An 18,904-nucleotide genomic window follows, 5' to 3' on the forward strand; every position below is an offset into this window, starting at 1 on the left:
GAGTTTGGAAGGTGTTTTGGCTGGATAGGGGTTTGGTTGGTTTTTGTAGGTTTAGGGGTTTTGCATTCAGCTTCTATTTCTATAGCAATGCCACCCTTAATCCCTAATTTTTTAATAAAGAATTGACTATGATTTTCTTGGCAATTTTGTTCTGCTTTTTTAATGAGATCTTTTTGCGTATTGTTTGTCTTTTGTTTTTCTTGTTCTGTCTTTTGTTGTTCTTGTTCTGTCTTTTGTTGTTCTTGTTCTACTTTTATTTGGTTATTAGTCTCTATATTGCTTGTCTTTTGTTTTTCTTGTTCTGTCTTTTGTTGTTCTTGTTCTACTTTTATTTGGTTATTAGTCTCTATATTGCTTGTCTTTTGTTTTTCTTGTTCTGTCTTTTGTTTTTCTTGTTCTGTCTTTTGTTTTTCTTGTTCTAGTTCTATCCCACTCTTGTTTGCTCTATCCCTAGCATTTTCAGCTTCCTTTTGAGTTTCAGCCACTTCCTTTTTGGATTGGTCATCAGCAAAACACACATTCATAAGCATGGCTGTTAAAGCTGTTACACCTATTGCTGAATTAAACCATGAGTTAGGATGCGTTTTTAAATAATCATCCGCAGTCTTAACATTCCCGCATATCCAATTGCTTTTTTTAATTTGTTTTTTTATCGAGTCTTTTATCGCTTCCCAAAAAGCAATCCCCATTATAGACATTCCCACATTCTTAAAAACTTTCTTTTCTTTTGCCGTTTTTCCTAACTTCATCATCATTGTTGCAAGCATTACTAAAACCCTTATAATAGGCATTTAAATCCTTTCAAAAAAACAATCTCACTTTTCAAAATCTTATTGTTGTAGTGTATATAGTCATATTCAATCGTTATTAAACGATTGGTTTGAAAAATTGTAAGGGTCAATCCAATCAGATTTTTCTAATCCATTTCAATAAAACTTGATACAAGTTTCCCTTATACCTTAAACTCACATCCTTTTAAATGGGATAATAGGCAATAACTCGCTAGCTAAACATTCACTCTCTGCTTGAGTGTAAGCCTTTCATTCCTTTTGACCTACCAAATACTAGCATTTCTCTCAATCAAGCCTTGAGAAATTCAATTACACCCTGGTTTAACATCGCAAGCCTAGTAACTTAAAGCTCTTTTTTAGAGATTGGGTTAGATTGATCCTTATCCTTAATTCAAGTGCATGCGCATTCATCTTTGTTATCTTTGAATAAACTCAAGCGTTCTTAATGTAATGCATGGCGATTTTGAGCGCATTGGTGGCTGCCCCCACTCTTAATTGATCCGCCACGCAAAAGCCGTGCAAGGTTTTCTTATCAAACAAATCCTTCCTCAAGCGTCCAATAAAGACGCTATCCGTGTGGCTCGCTTTTAAGGGCGTAGGGTAGAGATTATAGCTAGGATCATCGCAAACAACCACGCTAGGGGCGTTTTTTAAAACTTCATAGACTTCTTTAAGATCGAATTCTTTTTCAAAAGCGATACTCAAACTCTCGCTATGGCTCCTCAATACCGGCACGCGCACGCAAGTCGCGCTGATAGGGAAATCCACGCCCATGATTTTATGGGTTTCATGCACCATTTTCAGCTCTTCTTTCGTGTAGCCATTCTCCTTAAAAGTATCAATATGAGCGATCGCATTGAAAGCGATCGGATAAGCGAAAGCCCCGGCTCGCAAAACCTGGTTTAAATCAATAGCGGGGTCTTTTTCCAAATGTTCTAATGCGGTTTTTAGCTCATTTTTTAAACTTTCTATGCCCTTATTTCCTGCCCCACTCACGGCCTGATAGGTGCTAACAATCACGCTTTTTATCTTAAAATGAAGGTGTAAGGGGTTTAAGATTTGCGTCATTTGAATGGTGGAGCAATTAGGGTTAGCGATGATATTCAAAGGAGCGTTAAAAATTTCTTTAGCGTTGATTTCAGGCACGACTAAAGGTACATCTTTATGCAATCTAAAAAAGCTCGTGTTATCAACCACTAAGGCCGTTTTTGCAGCGCTTGTGGCAAATTCTTCGCTCACGCTCCCCCCAGCGCTAAAAAAGGCGATGTCTATTTTTTCTTTTTCAAAAACTTCATGCGTGGTTTCTAAAATTTCATAGTCTTTATTGAAAGCTTTGATCTTTTTACCAGCACTCCTAGTGCTAGCGAGCGGGACAAATTTTTTAATTGGGAAAAAAGAATTTTCTAAACCTTTAATCAGCTCTTGGCCTACCGCCCCACTGGCCCCAACAATAGCGACATTATAAGTCTTCATCGTTTTCTCCAATGATTTCAAGGGCTTTTAAAAAACTCAAGCAATTCAACTGCATGCCTGAATGCATGTTTTTCAAGCTTAAGGTTTCGCTTTTAAATTCTTCTTCGCCAATAATAACCACAAACTCATGCCCCTTATGGTTGGCATAAGAAAAGGGTTTTTTGATTTTTTGAGCTTCTGGATAGACTTCGCTAAAAATACCGCTTTGCCTTAAAGACTCCGCTAAGCGGTTGGCGTAAGAAAAATACTCTTCATGCATGCAAGCGATTAAGACTTTGGCTTGGGTGGAGCGCTCGTCTAATAATTGCATTTCACTCAAAGCCACAATCAATCGATCAATCCCAATAGAAGCCCCTACCCCTTGTAAATTTTCTTTAGAAAAATTTTTAGTCAAATGATCATAACGGCCCCCTGAACACACGCTCCCTAAAGACTTCATATCATTAAGCGTGGTTTCATACACAATCCCCGTATAATACCCTAACCCCCTAGCGATAGAAAAATCAATTTTATACAGGTTTTGAGAAATTTGTAAATCCCCTAGCAACTGGTATAGCCTTTCTAAATCCTGTATGCCCTTTTTTAGATTTTCATTATAGTCTTTCAAATAAGCAATTTTTTCAAAAAATTCCGCATGGCTTAAATCGTTTTGTTGGATTTGAACCATTTCTAAAAGCTCTTTAATGGTGTTTGAATCTAAATCGCACTCTTTTTTTAATTCTTCTTCAACCCCATTTAGGCCAATTTTTTCTAATTTATCCACAATGCGCAACGCTTCATTCACTTGAGAGATCCCAAAATATTCGCATATCCCGTTCAAAATTTTTCTGTGGTTGATAGAGACGCAAAAATCTTCTAAATCCAAAGCTTTTAAGGAAGCGATGATCACTTGAATGATCTCAGCATCGCACACCAAACTTTCGCTCCCTATAAAATCAAAATCGCATTGCGTGAATTCCCTGTAACGCCCTTTTTGCGCCCTTTCGCCTCTAAAGACATTGCCTATAGCGTAGCGTTTAAAGGGCATGCCTAGCGTTTGGTGGTGCAAAGAGACAAAGCGGGCTAATGGCACGGTCAAATCAAACCTTAAAGCCACATCCCTATCCCCATGGTCTTTAAAACGATAAATTTCTTTTTGAATATCACTGCTCGCATCAGGCAATAACGTTTGAGCGTATTCCAAATGAGGGGTTTCAATCGGCACAAAACCAAAACTTTGAAACACGACTGAAACTTTCGCAAGCAACTGGGCTTTTTGTATCGCATCTTTAGGCAAGCGGTCTTTAAACCCGCTCAACACTTTAGGGGTAATCATTCCATTTCCTTGTATTTGTATGCTAAAATTTTAGCCTAAAATCTTTAAAAAAGGGCTATTGATGAGCGTAAATGCGCCCAAACGCATGCGTATTTTATTGCGTTTGCCTAATTGGTTAGGCGATGGGGTGATGGCAAGCTCGCTTTTTTACACCCTTAAACACCACTACCCTAACGCGCATTTTATCTTAGTGGGCCCACAAATCACTTGCGAACTTTTCAAAAAAGATGAAAAAATAGAAGCCGTTTTTATAGACGACACCAAAAAATCCTTTTTCAGGCTGCTAGCCACTCACAAACTCGCTCAAAAAATAGGGCGTTGCGATATAGCGATCACTTTAAACAACCATTTTTATTCCGCTTTTTTGCTCTATGCGACAAAAACGCCCGTTCGCATCGGTTTTGCTCAATTTTTCCGTTCTTTTTTCCTAAGTCATGCGATAACTACTGCCCCTAAAGAGTATCATCAAGTGGAAAAGTATTGCTTTTTATTTTCGCAATTTTTAAAAAAAGAATTGGATCAAAAAAGCGTTTTACCCTTAAAATTAGCCTTTAACCTCCCCGCTCACACCCCAAACACTCCTAAAAAAATCGGCTTTAACCCTAGTGCAAGCTATGGGAGCGCTAAAAGATGGCCGGCTTCTTATTACGCCAAAGCCGCTACTGCTTTGTTGGAAAAAGGGCATGAAATTTATTTTTTTGGGGCTAAAGAAGACGCTATCGTTTCTGAAGAGATTTTAAAACTCATCAAAGGCTTGTTAAAAAACCCCTTATTGTTCAATAACGCTTACAATCTGTGCGGGAAAACAAGCATTGAAGAATTGATACAACGCATCGCTATTTTAGATTTATTCATCACTAACGATAGCGGTCCCATGCATGCGGCTGCTAGTGCACAAACCCCCTTAATCGCTCTTTTTGGCCCCACTGATGAAAAAGAGACTCGCCCCTATAAAGCTCAAAAAGCGATCGTATTGAACCACCATTTAAGCTGTGCGCCTTGCAAGAAACGAGTTTGCCCTTTAAAGAATGAAAAAAACCACTTATGCATGAAATCTATCACGCCCCTTGAAGTCCTAGAAGCCGCTCACACTCTTTTAGAAAAGCCTTAACGCCCTTTATGCACTTTTTAAAAAATATAGCCGTATTGACAAAATTCTAGCATATAAAAGATTTAAACTTTATTTTTAAAGGCGTGAGAAGAGCAATAAATCCCATCAAAGGTTTTAAAAAATAGTAGGAAATTATAGGATAATATCCAAAAAAGCGTTTTTAAAAACGCTTTTTTAGAGTCAAAGCCATTAGGCCACTGAGTTTTTAGGTTTTTTGGCGTCTTTTTTATCTTTGTGAGCCACTAATTGAGAGCTTAACTCAGGTTTTTTAGCGTCTTTTTTATCTTTGTGAGCCACTAATTGAGAGCTTAACTCAGGTTTTTTAGCGTCTTTTTTATCTTTGTGAGCCACTAATTGAGAGCTTAACTCAGGTTTTTTAGCGTCTTTTTTATCTTTGTGAGCCACTAATTGAGAGCTTAACTCAGGTTTTTTAGCGTCTTTTTTATCTTTGTGAGCCACTAATTGAGAGCTTAACTCAGGTTTTTTAGCGTCTTTTTTATCTTTGTGAGCGTATGCGGAACTCACTGCCAAAACTGATAATAAAACACCTGTCAAGATTTGCTTTTTCATACGAAAACTCCTTGTGATGATCTTAAAAGCGAGAGAATTATATTTCCCAAAAGTAAACGAATAGAAACCAATCAAATTTTTGATTGGTTTGGTGGTTTTGCTACCTTAAAAAAGCTACAATACAAAAAACTTGATAAATTATCTTTGGTTTTAGAAAGTTTGACAAAAATTAAGATTGCGGTTATACTGAAAAAACAATATGAAATCAAGGAGTTTGTATGCAACAGCGTCATTTAGGCCCTTTAAAAGTGAGTGCATTAGCTCTAGGGTGCATGGGCATGACTTATGGGTATGGGGAAGTCCATGATAAAAAGCAGATGGTTAAACTTATCCATAAGGCTTTGGAATTGGGTATTAACTTTTTTGACACTGCAGAGGCTTATGGGGAAGATAATGAAAAGCTTTTAGGCGAAGCGATCAAGCCTTTTAAAGACAAGGTTGTGGTAGCGAGCAAGTTTGGGATTTACTACGCAGATCCTAATGACAAATACGCAACCATGTTTTTAGACTCCAGTCCTAACCGCATTAAGAGTGCCATTGAAGGGAGTTTGAAACGCTTAAAAGTAGAATGCATTGATTTATACTACCAACACCGCATGGATACTAACACGCCCATAGAAGAAGTGGCAGAAGTTATGCAAGCTCTTATTAAAGAAGGAAAAATTAAAGCTTGGGGGATGAGTGAGGCAGGGTTATCTAGCATCCAAAAAGCCCATCAAATTTGCCCTTTAAGCGCGTTGCAGAGCGAATATTCCTTGTGGTGGCGCGAACCTGAAAAAGAGATTTTAGGTTTTTTAGAAAAAGAAAAAATTGGCTTTGTCGCTTTTTCGCCTTTGGGTAAGGGGTTTTTAGGCGCGAAATTTGAAAAAAATGCCACCTTCGATAGTGGGGATTTTAGAAGCGTTTGTCCTAGGTTTAATCAAGAAAATCTAGCCAAAAATTATGTCTTTGTGGAATTAATCCAAGATCATGCACACGCTAAAGGCGTTACACCAGCCCAACTGGCTCTCTCATGGATTTTGCACACGCAAAAAATTATTGTCCCTCTCTTTGGCACCACCAAAGAATCCAGGCTCATAGAAAATATAGGGGCTTTGCAGGTTTCTTGGAGTCAAAAAGAATTGGAGATTTTCCAAAAAGAATTGACTGCAATCAAAATAGAAAGGGCTCGCTACCCTGAAAGAATCAATAAAATGGTGAATCAATAAAAGTATTGGGTATTTATAATTGCATTGGCTCTTTTAAAAGAGATTGAGTGTTATTTTCTGTTTGTCAGTGTGTTTTTATCCCCCTGACAAACTTTTTAAGGCATTTTAACAAGGCTTTGTTTTAATAAAAAATTGATTATAAAAATTTGAAAAATACCAAAAAGCGTTTTTTAAGATTGAATACAAAAGAGCTTTTTATGAGTCAAGCGGAATTTCCTGTAAGGCGGTCTATGAATTAGGGGATTTTTAAAGAGCATTGCTACAAAACACCCCCTAACCCCTTAAGAAAACGAATTCCACCATGAAATAAAATCTAAAACGATTAAACAAAGTAACCAAAACCCCATTTTTTAAAAAATTAAAAAATTTTAGTTACTCCTGTTTTTGACAAGAATAGAGCCAAAAAATAATCTTATAGCAAAAAAGGTAATTAGAGAGATAAAAAGGGATAAAAACACTCAAAAAGCCTTTTTAAATCCAAAAGAGAAAAAGTTTAAATAGTGCCTATAACACCCCCTAAAATAAGAGAGCGTTATGATAAAATCAACCCTTACGCTTTTCTACAATTTCCTTAGCGATATTGCTGGGCACTTCGCCATAATGATCGAACTCCATAGAGTAAGTCCCACGCCCTTGAGTGGCTGATCGTAAATCCGTAGAATAACCAAACATTTCCACCAACGGCACAAAAGCGTTCACGATTTTCAAGCCTAATCGGTCGTCCATAGAATTGATTTGCCCTCTTCTTCTATTCAAATCGCCAATCACATCGCCCATGTATTCTTCAGGGACTTCCACTTCCACTTTCATCATAGGCTCTAGTAAAACCGGGTTAGCCGCGCGACTCGCTTCTTTAAACGCCATAGAGCCAGCGATTTTAAACGCCATTTCTGAAGAATCCACATCATGGTAGCTCCCATCATAAAGGGTAACTTTAAAATCCACCACCGGATAGCCTGCCAAAACGCCATTTTGCATCGCTTCTTGGATACCCTTATCCACCGCAGGGATATATTCTTTAGGGATCACGCCCCCAGAAATTTCATTCACAAATTCATACCCACTGCCAGGCTCTTTAGGCTCAAGCTTGATAAACACATGCCCATATTGCCCACGACCACCGCTTTGCTTAGCGTATTTATGCTCTTTGCTCACGCTGGAACGGATAGCCTCTCTAAAGGCGACTTGCGGCTGACCGATTTCAGCTTCCACCTTAAATTCTCTTTTCAATCTATCCACGATGATTTCTAGGTGCAATTCACCCATACCACCAATGAGGGTTTGCCCGGTTTCTTCTTGAGTCATCACCCTAAAGCTTGGATCTTCTTCAGCGAGCTTGCCTAACGCTACGCCCATTTTTTCCTGGTCTGCTTTCGTTTTAGGCTCCACAGCGATGTGAATGACCGGCTCAGGAAATTCCATTCTCTCTAAAACCACCGCGTTCTTTTCATCGCAAAGCGTGTCCCCAGTCAGCGTGTCTTTTAAGCCCACAAACGCGCAAATCTCACCCGCATAAACTTCTTTAATGTCTTCTCTCTTGTTGGAGTGCATTTTAAGCAGTCTTCCCACACGCTCTTTTTTGTCTTTGGTGGAGTTATACACATAGCTACCGGACTCTAGCTTACCACGATACACGCGCACAAAAGTGAGTTGGCCCACAAAAGGATCCGTCATGATTTTAAACGCCAAGCCGGCAAACTCGCCATCATCGCTAGACTTCACAAAAACTTCTTCTTCGGTTTTTGGATCAATCCCCTTAATATCCACAACCTCCGTAGGTGCTGGCAAGTAATCAATGACCGCATCTAATAAAGTCTGCACGCCTTTATTTTTAAAAGAAGAACCACAAAGCATAGGGACAAGACTCATGTTCAAACAACCTGTTTTAATGCCTTTTTTGATTTCTTCAATACTCAATTCCTCACCGCCTAAATACTTTTCCATTAAGGCTTCATCTTGCTCGGCTACGGCTTCTACAAGCTTTTCTCGGTATTGTTTAGCCTTTTCTAACAAATCGCTAGGGATTTCTTCCACATCGTATTTGGCCCCCATGGTTTCATTATTCCAAACAATCGCTTTCATTTGGACTAAATCAATCACGCCAATGAAAGTGTCTTCAGCCCCAATAGGAATATTAATAGGCACAGGATTGGCTTTCAAGCGAAGCTTAATCTGGTTTTCTACACTATAGAAATTCGCCCCAATCCTATCCATTTTATTGACAAAAACAATCCTAGGCACGCCGTATTTATTCGCTTGACGCCACACGGTCTCGCTTTGAGGCTGCACGCCCCCAACCGAGCAAAACACCGAAACCGCACCATCCAGCACGCGCATGGATCGTTCCACTTCAATAGTGAAATCCACATGCCCTGGAGTGTCAATCAAATTGATTTGGTGATCCTTCCAAAAGCAAGTCGTTGCCGCAGAAGTGATCGTGATCCCTCTTTCTTTTTCTTGCTCCATCCAATCCATTGTCGCCGCGCCGTCATGCACTTCGCCAATTTTATGACTCACGCCTGTATAGAATAAAATCCTTTCAGAAGTGGTGGTTTTCCCGGCATCAATGTGAGCAGCGATACCAATATTCCTAATCCTATTTAATGGAGTTTTTCTAGCCATTCTAACTCCAATTACCAGCGGTAGTGCGCGAACGCTTTATTCGCTTCTGCCATTTTATGCACATCTTCTTTTTTCTTAAAAGCCGCACCCTTATCGCTAGCCGCATCCATAAGTTCGTTAGCCAATCTATCCACCATCATTCTTTCATTGCGTTTTCTGGTCGCTTCTAAAATCCAACGAATAGATAGCGACTGCTGGCGGCTCGCCCTCACTTCTACCGGCACTTGATAGGTAGCCCCACCCACTCTTCTGCTACGCACCTCCACTAAAGGACGCACTCTTTCTAGGGCTTTTTCAAACACTTCAATCCCTTTTTCACCGCTTTTTTCTTCAATCTTATTAAAAGCTTTGTAGATGATTTTTTCCGCTACGCTTTTCTTGCCGTCGAACATCATCTTGTTGATAAACTTGGTAACCACCTTGTTCCCATAAACAGGATCGCCCAAAACCTCCCTAACGGGTGCTTTTCTTCTTCTCATGTTTTTGTTTTCCTCTTATTTTTTCTTGTTGTCTGTTGCTTTCTTGTCGGTTGCTTTAGCTTTTTTAGTCCCGTATTTAGAGCGTGAAACCGTTCTTTTATTGACCCCTGCGGTGTCTAAAGCGCCACGAACGATGTGGTATTTCACACCGGGTAAATCCTTAACCCTACCCCCACGCACTAACACAATGGAGTGTTCTTGCAAGTTATGCCCTTCACCAGGGATATAACTGATCACTTCAAATTTACTGGTCAAACGAACCTTAGCGACCTTTCTTAAAGCCGAGTTAGGCTTTTTAGGGGTAGTCGTATAAACCCTAGTACAAACCCCTCTTCTTTGAGGGCATTCCACTAATGCAGGCGATTTCGTTTTTTTAACCACCTTTTTCCTTTCTTTTCTAATCAACTGATTGATAGTAGGCACTATTTTTCCTTATTCTAAAAATTTAAAACTAAAAGTTCTCCCATTTTACCCTAATTTTTCTTTTAAAAATCTTAACCGATTTCTTATATCAAAATTTAGAGTTATCCTCAAGTGCTCTCAGCACGATTTTTTTATTCTTATACATGCCCGTTCCCACAGGGATCATCCTTCCTAACACCACATTTTCTTTCAAGTCTTCTAAAAAGTCTTTTTTCATAGCGATACTGGCTTCTGTTAAAACTTTAGTCGTTTCTTGAAAAGAGGCCGCTGAAATGATGCTATCGCTCCCAATAGCCGCTCTGGTGATCCCTAAAAGCACCGGTTCAGCAATCGCTGGATCGCCTTTTAAAGCGATCACACGAGCGTTTTCTTCTTTGAAGAGTTTTTTACTGACTAAATCCCCTTCAATAAACTTGCTATCCCCGCTGTCTAAAATGCGCACTTGCCTTAGCATTTGAGAGACAATGATTTCAATGTGCTTGTCGGCAATGCTCACCCCCTGCCTGCGATACACTTGCTGGACTTCGCTCACAATGTATTTATAAAGCTCTTTTTCGCCACTGATCCTTAAAATATCATGGCTTGAGATTACTCCATCCGTCATCGCTTCTCCTGCATGCACAAATTCATCGGCATGCACTAAAATTTGCTTACCTTTATCCACAAAATAATCCATAGAACGGCCATCTTTAGAGGTTACGATGATGTGTTCTTTATTGCGAATGGGTTTGCCAAAACTCACTATCCCATCCACTTCAGAAAGGATCGCCACATCTTTAGGCTTGGGCTTTCTCGCTTCAAAGAGTTCAGAAACCCTTGGGAGACCTCCGGTAATGTCTTTAGATTTAACGGTCGCTTTAGGGATTTTCGCTAGCACTTCAGCCTGCTCCACGCTAGAGCCATCGCTAATAGCGATAGAAGTTTTTGGCTCTAGGAAATAACGCGCTTCTTCGCCATCAACCCCCTCTAAAAACAAGCTTGGTTTGTACCCGCTTGGAATGTAATCATTCACCACTAAACTGGTGATACCGGTATTTTCGTCTTCTTTTTCAGCGACCGTAACCCCTGCGATAACATCCACAAAATTCACCTTACCTTTAAAGTCCGCAATGATAGGGGTGTTGTAAGGATCCCATGTGGCAATCGTTTTGAAAGTGTTAGTCGTGGGTTTAGAAATCACGCTATTAGCGCTCACTTCACTATTATCATCAATCAAGATCTCAGAACCCCTAGCGATATAATGGCGAGCGGCTTCCCTACCATTATCATCAGCTACCACCGCAAACAAGCCTTTTTCGCTCACAATATCGCCCTTTTTGATCCCATGGGTGCGCTCTAAATGGTTAGCCTCTAAAACATAGTATTTGATCACGCCTTTTTCTTTGGCATACACATCTTGCGCAATAGGGTCATTATCCTTGACTAGCAATTCGCTCGCGTAAGGGATGCGATTAGGCACATTCCAGCCCTCTTGGATAATATCAGCGATACTTCCCCCCTTATGCACCTTATGCCCGCTAGCATAAGGCAAATACACTTTCCCCTCAATCTTACCGCCAACGCCGGCTAATTCGCTCGGCTTGACAATATCGCTTCTTCTTAAAACGAACTTAGCTTCTTGATCGCCATTTTTCACGCTCACAACGACTTCTTCATAGACCGTTTCAATGCGTAATTCCCCATCAAAAGGCGCTTTAATCTTAGGCTCTACCACTAAAATAGAAGCGTTACGGCGGTTAGCGATAATGTTTTTACCCTCTTTGTTCGTGTAAGTCCTAAGATTATAAAAACGCACAAAACCTTCTTTGCTCGCCACGATTTCACGCTCATCCTGACTCCTGCTCGCTGTCCCGCCCACATGGAAAGTCCTTAAAGTGAGCTGCGTTCCAGGCTCCCCAATAGATTGCGCGGCTACCACGCCCACCGCTTCACCTGGATAGCTCATCTTGCCTTCGCCCAAATTCAAGCCATAGCATTTCGCGCACACGCCCTTTGGCGCTTTACAAGTTACTGGGGTGCGGATCGTAATGGATTTAATCCCAGCTTCAACCACCTTTTTAGCACCCTCTTCATCAATCAAAGTGTCCGCATAAAGCAAGATTTCATTCGTAATAGGATCGATCACATCTTCTAATAAAACGCGCCCAAAAATACGCTCTTCTAAAGGTTCAATCAATTCACTCCCTACTGCAATATCCGTGATTTCAATCCCTTCATGCGTGCCGCAATCATCAGACACCACCTTGACATTTTGCGAAACATCAATGAGCTTTCTTGTCAAATACCCCGCATTGGCTGTTTTTAGTGCTGTATCCGCTAAGCCCTTTCTAGCGCCATGCGTGGAGTTAAAGTATTCTAAGACATTCAACCCCTCTTTAAAGTTAGAAATAATGGGTGTTTCAATGATGCTGCCGTCCGGCTTTGTCATAAGACCCCTCATCGCTGAAAGCTGACGGATTTGCGCCGCGCTACCCCTTGCGCCGCTATCCGCCATCATATAAATAGAGTTAAAGCCCTCTTTATCTTGCGCGATAGCGGTCATCATTTCTTTACTCATTTTGTCATTGACTTCAGTCCAAGTGTCAATGATCTTATTGTAACGCTCTTGGTCAGTGAGCAACCCTTGATCGTATTGTTGCTGGATTTTTTTAACCTCTACTTTGGCTTTTTCCACCATTTTTTGCTTGTCTTTTGGCGTGATAATATCCTCCATAGAGATAGAAATACCAGCCTTAGTCGCATACCTAAAGCCAAGCGTTTTCAAATTATCCAAAAAGGTTGCAGTAATGCCGATACCGCCGACTTTATGCACATAATCCACAAGCACGCCAATATCTTTTTTCTTCATGGGTCTGTTCCACAAATCCGTAGGGATAAAATCAGGCAAAATAGATTTAATAATCATGCGCCCCGCGCTCGTAGCGATAATATTCCCTTGATCTAAAACCCTAATCTTTGCGTGGATGTCTAATTCTTTCGTGTCAATAGCGATGATGATTTCATTCACGCTAGAAAAAAGCTTATGTTCACCCTTGACCCCACTCTTTTCTAAAGAAAGATAATAAAGCCCTAAAACCATATCCTGGCTAGGAATGGCTACGGCTTTACCGCTAGCGGGCAAAAGGATATTCATAGAGCTTAGCATAAGCACCTTGCATTCAGCGATCGCTTCCTGGCTTAAAGGCACATGCACCGCCATTTGATCCCCGTCAAAATCGGCGTTAAACGCTGAACACACTAACGGGTGCAACTGGATCGCTTTGCCGTCAATCAGCTTTGGATGGAACGCTTGAATGGATTGCTTGTGCAAGGTAGGAGCGCGGTTGAGTAGCACCGGATACCCCTCTGTGATTTCTTGCAAGCACTCCCACACTTCATTGCTTTTTTGCTCAATCATGCGTTTAGCTTGTTTGAGCGTGGTGGCATAGCCTCTCTCTTCAAGCTTGGATAACAAATGCGGTTTGAAGAGTTCTAACGCCATGTTTTTAGGCAACCCGCATTCATCCATTTTAAGGTTAGGCCCAACCACAATCACGCTTCTGCCTGAAAAATCCACGCGCTTACCTAAAAGGTTTTGCCTGAAACGCCCTTGCTTGCCTTTAATGATCTCACTGAGCGATTTTAAAGGGCGTTTGTTAGCCCCTTTAACCGCATTGGTGCTGCGGCCGTTATCAAAAAGCACATCCACGGCTTCTTGCAACATCCTTTTTTCGTTGCGCACAATGATTTCTGGTGCCCCAAGCTCCATTAGGCGTTTCAAGCGTTGGTTACGATTGATGACACGACGATACAATTCATTCACATCACTAACCGCAAACTTCCCGCCATCTAGCGCGACTAAAGGCCTTAAATCCGGCGGCAATACCGGTAAAACCGTGAGCATCATCCACTCAGGCCTGTTACCAGAATTTAAAAAGCTTTCTACCACTTTCAAACGCTTAATGAGTTTTTTCTTTTTCGCATCAGAATTAGTGTCTTTCACTTCTTCTTTCAAACTCTGCAATAAGGTGATCAGATCAATTTCTTCTAACAAATCCTTGATCGCTTCGCCGCCCATTTGCGCTACAAAACCCCTATCTTCGTATCTTCGTGAGATATTTTGATACTGCTCTTCATTCAAAATATCGTATTTCATCACAAGCTTAGTGCCTTCATTGTCATAAGCGGCTTCGCCTGGTTCTTTAACGATATAAGCTTCATAATACAACACGCGCTCTAAATCTTTCATCTTAACGCCTAAAAGCGTGCCGATACGGCTAGGTAAGGAATTGACATACCAGATGTGTGCTACAGGAGTGGCCAATTCAATATGCCCCATTCTAAAACGCCTGACTTTGGAGTGCGTGATCGCCACGCCGCATTTTTCGCATGTGCCAATGTCTTTGAAGCGAGGCTTTTTGTATTTACCGCACAAGCATTCATAATCTTTAGTAGGGCCAAAGATTTTCATGCAAAACAAGCCGTCCCGTTCAGGTTTTAGAGTGCGATAATTGATCGTTTCTGGCTTTTTAACTTCCCCATAACTCCAAGAATGGATTTTTTCAGGGCTGGCTAGAGTGAGCTGGAAAGAGCTAAAGTCTTTAGGCCTGTCATCTTCTTTAATGACAATGGGTTTAGGCGCTCCATCCTCATCCACATCGTCCCCAAAAATATTGATATCCAAAGCGAGCGATTGCAATTCTTTAGTCAAAACATAGAAAGTCTCAGGGATTTCGCTCTCGCCCACTTGCTCACCTTTAGCGATAGCCCTATAAGCGTTCTCTCTGCCTCTAATATCATCGGATTTAATGGTAAGCATTTCTTTGAGAGTGTGCGCTGCGCCATAAGCTTCCAAGGCCCACACTTCCATTTCCCCAAACCTTTGACCCCCAAAGAGCGCTTTACCCCCAACGGGTTGGTGCGTTACTAGGCTATAAGGGCCTGTGCTTCTGGCATGGACTTTTTCATCCACTAAGTGGTGGAGTTTGATCATATACATATAGCCCACATTCACGCGCTCCCTCATTTTTTCGCCTGTGCGCCCGTCATACAGATCCATTTTGCCATCCATAGCGATCTTGGCTAATTCAAATAGCTTATAAAATTTTTCTTGTGAGATGCCTTCAAACACAGGGATAGCCATCTTAACGCCCTTGCTCCAATCTTTGGCGTATTCCAAACACTCTTCATCAGAACAATTTTCAAGGACATGGATTGTCAAGGGGTCTTTTTCATTAATGGCGTTAGCGATTTCTAGCATTTTAGTGCGCAATTCTTTGGCAAAATCTCTGGTTTTATCCTCTAGCATGCGAGCGATTTGTTTCCCAAATTCTTTCCCCACTAAGCCTAAATGCATTTCTAAAATCTGCCCGATGTTCATGCGACTTGGCACGCCTAAAGGGTTTAAGACAATATCCACAGGCTCGCCATCAGCGGTATAAGGCATATCCGCAACCGGCACGATATTAGACACAATCCCTTTATTCCCATGCCTTCCTGCCATTTTATCGCCCACTTTAAGCTTTCGTTTTGTAGCGATATAGAGCTTGACTTTTTTGATCACGCCATTAGGCAAAATATCATCTTTTTCTAAAATAGAGAGCTTTTCTTCATGCTCTTCACCCAAAACTTTCTTTTGCTCTAAGAAATTGTTTTTAGTGATTTCATAGTGGTTTTGCACTTCTTTAGAATACTTTTTGACTAAACTAGCCAAAGTGAAGCGGTTGATTGAAGCGATTTCTTCTTTAGGGATTTGATCGCCTTCTTTATAATCCTTACCATTATGGCTGAAAGGCTCTTCTAAAATCGCTTGAGAAAGGAGCGAGCTAACGCGCAACAATTCTTCTCTATTGAGCATGGTCAAGCGGTCAAAATGCTCCATATCAAGCTTGGCTTTTTCTTCTTCATACGCGCTCAAAACCCGCGCGTCTTTCTCATAGCCTTTTTTAGTGAAGACTTTCACATCAATCACCGTGCCTTCCAAACTGGGGGGGCAATACAAACTCTTATTGACCACATGCCCGGCTTTATCCCCAAAAATGGCCCTTAAGAGCCGCTCTTCAGGCGTGCTTTTAATCTCGCCTTTAGGAGAAGTCTTACCCACTAAAATCATGCCGGCGCTCACATAAGTGCCAACTTTAACGATCCCGCTTTCATCAAGATGAGCGAGCGCTTCTTCTTTCACATCAGGAATATCAGCGGTAAATTCTTCCGCACCATGCTTAAGCTCCCTAGCATCCACTTCTTTTTCATAAATGTGGGTGGAAGTGAAAACATCGTCTTTAGTGATGCGCTCACTCACCACGATGGCGTCTTCAAAGTTATAGCCATTCCAAGGCATGAACGCCACGCGCACATTTTTCCCTAACGCTAACTCGCCCCTATCCATGCTAGGGCCATCAGCGATGATTTGCCCGGCTTCCACTTTATCGCCCACCTTAACGATAGGGACTTGATTGAAACTGGTGTTTTGGTTGGTGCGCAAGTTTTTTTGCAAAGAATACGCATCAATATAGGCCTCTTCTTTGCCTTCGCCTAAAATATAAATATTTTTAGAATCAATTTTTTCTACAACGCCTGCGCGATTAGCCTTGATCGCTCCCCAAGAATCCCTAGCGATAATTTTTTCAATCCCTGTGCCTACAATGGGAGCGTCGCTTCTTAATAAGGGCACCGCTTGGCGCTGCATGTTAGTCCCCATTAAGGCGCGGTTGGCGTCATCATGCTCTAAGAAAGGAATGAGCGATGCGGCGACCCCTACTAGCATGCTAGAGCTTAAATCCATTAAGGTAACTTTACTCTTTTCGTTTAAAACAATCTCGCCTTCCACGCGCGTTTCAATCAAATCGCCTAAAATATTACCCTCTTCATCAATGGGGGCGCTTGCGGGAGCGATGATGTGGCTGTCTTCTTGAATAGCGGTCAAATAAATCGTCTCACCCACGACCTTGCCATCCACAACCTTTTTATAAGGGGCTTCAATAAAGCCTAAATCATTCACTCTCGTGAAAGTGGAAAGGGTGTTGATCAAACCGATATTTTGACCTTCTGGGGTCTCAATGGGACAAATTCGGCCATAATGCGTGGGGTGCACATCCCTAGCTTCAAACCCTACCCTGTCTTTCACCAATCCCCCTTCACCGAGCGCTGAAAGGCGTCGTTTGTGCGTAATCTCACTCAAAGGGTTAGTTTGATCCATAAATTGCGAGAGCTGGCCACCCATGAAAAATTCCATGATGGTGCTGGTGATCATTTTAGAATTGACCAAGTCATGGGGCATGAGCGAATCAAAAGCCCCGCTCATGGTAGTGAGCTTGTCTTTAATGGTCTTTTGCATTTTCACTAAGCCTGAATGCAATTCATTGGCTAGTAATTCCCCTACCGCTCTGATCCTACGATTGCCTAAGTGATCCCTGTCATCAATCTTGCCCTGATTGTTTTTGATTTTCATGAGGTATTTAACAGTGGTGATAATATCTTCATGCGTCAAAGTCGTAATGTAATCAGGCACATGCAAGCCTAACTTGTGATTCATTTTCATGCGCCCCACCATGGTCAAATCATAGCGTTCAGGGTCAAAGAAAAGTTTTTTGACAAATTGCTTAGCCACTTCAGTCGTAACAGGATCGCCTGGTTTCATAACCTTATGGATACGAATCGCCGCTAGAGCGTTTTCATCATCAATCTTTTCAGTTTGCTTGAGCAATTTCAAAGACTCATAATCGGCCAAAAAAGAATGGATAATGGAAGCGTCATGCCCTAACGCTAGATCGTTGATGATCACAAATTCTTGCACGCCCAAATCGTGGATTTTTTCTAATCTGTTTTTATCCAGCTGAGTGAGCATGTCCAATAAGACCTCTTTCCCCACCATAACAGGCTCAGCTAAATGACGATTGATTAAAATATCCATAGGGTATTCCACCCATTCTAAATGGTTTTCTTTAAGCTCTTTAATCTTTCTGGAAGTGAGCTTTTTACCCGCTAAAAGAATGATCTTGCCTTGCGGATCTTTCAAGTCAAATTCCATTCTTTGATTAGCGTCTAATGAAGCAAACGGGATCAAATATTTATCGTTTTCATAACGCACTTTAACAAGCGGGTAGAACATTTTGATGATGTCTTGCTTTTGATAATCCATCGCCCTGAATAAAATGGTAACAGGCACTTTACGGCGTTTATTGATACGAGCGTATAAAACATCTTTAGAATCGTATTCAAAATACAGCCACGAACCCCTATCAGGGATGATTTGCCCTGTGTAAATGAGCTTGTTTAAAGAAGTGCTGGATTCTTCTTCTTTGAAAATCACACCGGGGCTTCTGTGGAGCTGATTGACGACCACGCGCTCCACCCCATTAATAATAAATGAAGTGCGTTCTGTCATCAAAGGGATCTCACGAATGAAAATGCTTTGTTCTTTAATATCCTTGATGCCGTTCTTTTCGCCACTTTTGGTGTCTTTTTCCCACAAGATCAAGCGCACTTTAATTTTGAGGGGGATAGAGTAGGTAATGCCTCTCTCCATCGCTTCTCTAACAGTGTATTTAGACTTGCCAAATTCGCAACCTGCGTATTCTAAAGTGATACGGTTATGCTCATCTTGAATAGGGAAAATGGATTTAAAAACCTTTTCAATCCCACTCTCTTTGCCATCTTTGGAATACAAGAAAGAATCATAGCTGTCTCGTTGTAATAATAATAAATTAGGAACTTCTAAATCTGTCGGGGTTTTTGTAAAATCAGCTCTCAAGCGGTTTTTTAGGGGAATTTTTTTTGACATATTTCAAGCCTTTGATCAAAAATTTTGAGTTATTTAATACATTAATTCAAGTAAGCATTGCAAAAGGATCTTTAAACTTTAAAACCATCCATGATAAAAATACCAAAACCCACCTGCAATACTAACCACTTTAGGCCACACGCTCACAAAC

At 41.1% G+C, this 18,904-nt stretch carries 10 protein-coding genes; 2 read left to right on the forward strand and 8 right to left on the reverse strand.

Annotated features, from left to right (window positions below; all coding sequences use genetic code 11):
- The 3 genes from CXY28_RS03120 to hisS form a co-directional block, all read right to left on the reverse strand.
- Positions 1-791: DUF874 family protein (locus CXY28_RS03120; protein ID WP_157819741.1), on the reverse strand; the 791-nt coding region annotated here is incomplete at its 3' end.
- 432 nt (positions 792-1,223) lie between these two features.
- A complete protein-coding gene (asd, locus tag CXY28_RS03125) occupies positions 1,224-2,264 on the reverse strand; it encodes an aspartate-semialdehyde dehydrogenase (RefSeq protein WP_100950368.1) in 1,041 nt (346 codons plus the stop codon).
- Positions 2,251-3,579 (reverse strand): histidine--tRNA ligase, encoded by a 1,329-nt coding sequence (gene hisS / locus CXY28_RS03130; protein WP_100979433.1) that lies wholly within the window; start codon positions 3,577-3,579, stop codon positions 2,251-2,253. The genes asd and hisS overlap by 14 nt, the downstream gene beginning before the upstream one ends.
- Before the next feature lie 61 nt (positions 3,580-3,640).
- Here hisS and waaF point away from each other — a divergent pair, with 61 nt between their 5' ends.
- Entirely contained in the window at positions 3,641-4,690 is a 1,050-nt protein-coding gene (gene waaF, locus CXY28_RS03135; RefSeq protein ID WP_100979434.1) for a lipopolysaccharide heptosyltransferase II, read from the forward strand.
- 189 nt (positions 4,691-4,879) lie between these two features.
- Here the strand turns inward: waaF and CXY28_RS03140 are convergent, their stop codons facing one another.
- On the reverse strand, positions 4,880-5,260 hold the full coding sequence (locus CXY28_RS03140; RefSeq protein ID WP_000744161.1) for a hypothetical protein: 381 nt from the start codon (positions 5,258-5,260) through the stop codon (positions 4,880-4,882).
- A 218-nt stretch (positions 5,261-5,478) separates the two neighbouring features.
- Between CXY28_RS03140 and CXY28_RS03150 the strand changes: the two genes are divergently transcribed.
- On the forward strand, positions 5,479-6,468 hold the full coding sequence (locus CXY28_RS03150) for an aldo/keto reductase (protein ID WP_100979436.1): 990 nt from the start codon (positions 5,479-5,481) through the stop codon (positions 6,466-6,468).
- Positions 6,469-7,011: 543 nt separating this feature from the next.
- Here the strand turns inward: CXY28_RS03150 and fusA are convergent.
- The 4 genes from fusA to CXY28_RS03170 all read right to left on the reverse strand — a co-directional run bounded on the left by fusA (position 7,012) and on the right by CXY28_RS03170 (position 18,753).
- Positions 7,012-9,090: an elongation factor G gene (gene fusA / locus CXY28_RS03155; protein WP_100979437.1), complete on the reverse strand. Its 2,079-nt coding sequence runs from the start codon at positions 9,088-9,090 to the stop codon at positions 7,012-7,014.
- A gap of 11 nt (positions 9,091-9,101) precedes the next feature.
- Positions 9,102-9,569, reverse strand: a complete 468-nt coding sequence (gene rpsG / locus CXY28_RS03160; RefSeq protein WP_001254357.1) for a 30S ribosomal protein S7 — start codon at positions 9,567-9,569, stop codon at positions 9,102-9,104.
- Between the two features lie 15 nt (positions 9,570-9,584).
- Entirely contained in the window at positions 9,585-9,992 is a 408-nt protein-coding gene (rpsL, locus tag CXY28_RS03165) for a 30S ribosomal protein S12 (protein ID WP_001142321.1), read from the reverse strand.
- A gap of 88 nt (positions 9,993-10,080) precedes the next feature.
- Positions 10,081-18,753 (reverse strand): DNA-directed RNA polymerase subunit beta/beta', encoded by an 8,673-nt coding sequence (locus CXY28_RS03170; protein ID WP_100979438.1) that lies wholly within the window; start codon positions 18,751-18,753, stop codon positions 10,081-10,083.
- Positions 18,754-18,904: the final 151 nt, after the last annotated feature.

This window comes from Helicobacter pylori (assembly GCF_002832345.1).
GTDB lineage: Bacteria > Campylobacterota > Campylobacteria > Campylobacterales > Helicobacteraceae > Helicobacter > Helicobacter pylori_CP.

Excerpts from the sequence above, each read along its gene's own strand:
- CXY28_RS03140 (WP_000744161.1), bottom strand. The coding sequence starts at position 5,260 with ATGAAAAAGCAAATCTTGACAGGTGTTTTATTATCAGTTTTGGCAGTG.
- hisS (WP_100979433.1), bottom strand. The coding sequence starts at position 3,579 with ATGATTACCCCTAAAGTGTTGAGCGGGTTTAAAGACCGCTTGCCTAAA.
- asd (WP_100950368.1), bottom strand. The coding sequence starts at position 2,264 with ATGAAGACTTATAATGTCGCTATTGTTGGGGCCAGTGGGGCGGTAGGC.
- rpsG (WP_001254357.1), bottom strand. The coding sequence starts at position 9,569 with ATGAGAAGAAGAAAAGCACCCGTTAGGGAGGTTTTGGGCGATCCTGTT.
- CXY28_RS03150 (WP_100979436.1), top strand. The coding sequence starts at position 5,479 with ATGCAACAGCGTCATTTAGGCCCTTTAAAAGTGAGTGCATTAGCTCTA.
- waaF (WP_100979434.1), top strand. The coding sequence starts at position 3,641 with ATGAGCGTAAATGCGCCCAAACGCATGCGTATTTTATTGCGTTTGCCT.
- CXY28_RS03170 (WP_100979438.1), bottom strand. The coding sequence starts at position 18,753 with ATGTCAAAAAAAATTCCCCTAAAAAACCGCTTGAGAGCTGATTTTACA.
- fusA (WP_100979437.1), bottom strand. The coding sequence starts at position 9,090 with ATGGCTAGAAAAACTCCATTAAATAGGATTAGGAATATTGGTATCGCT.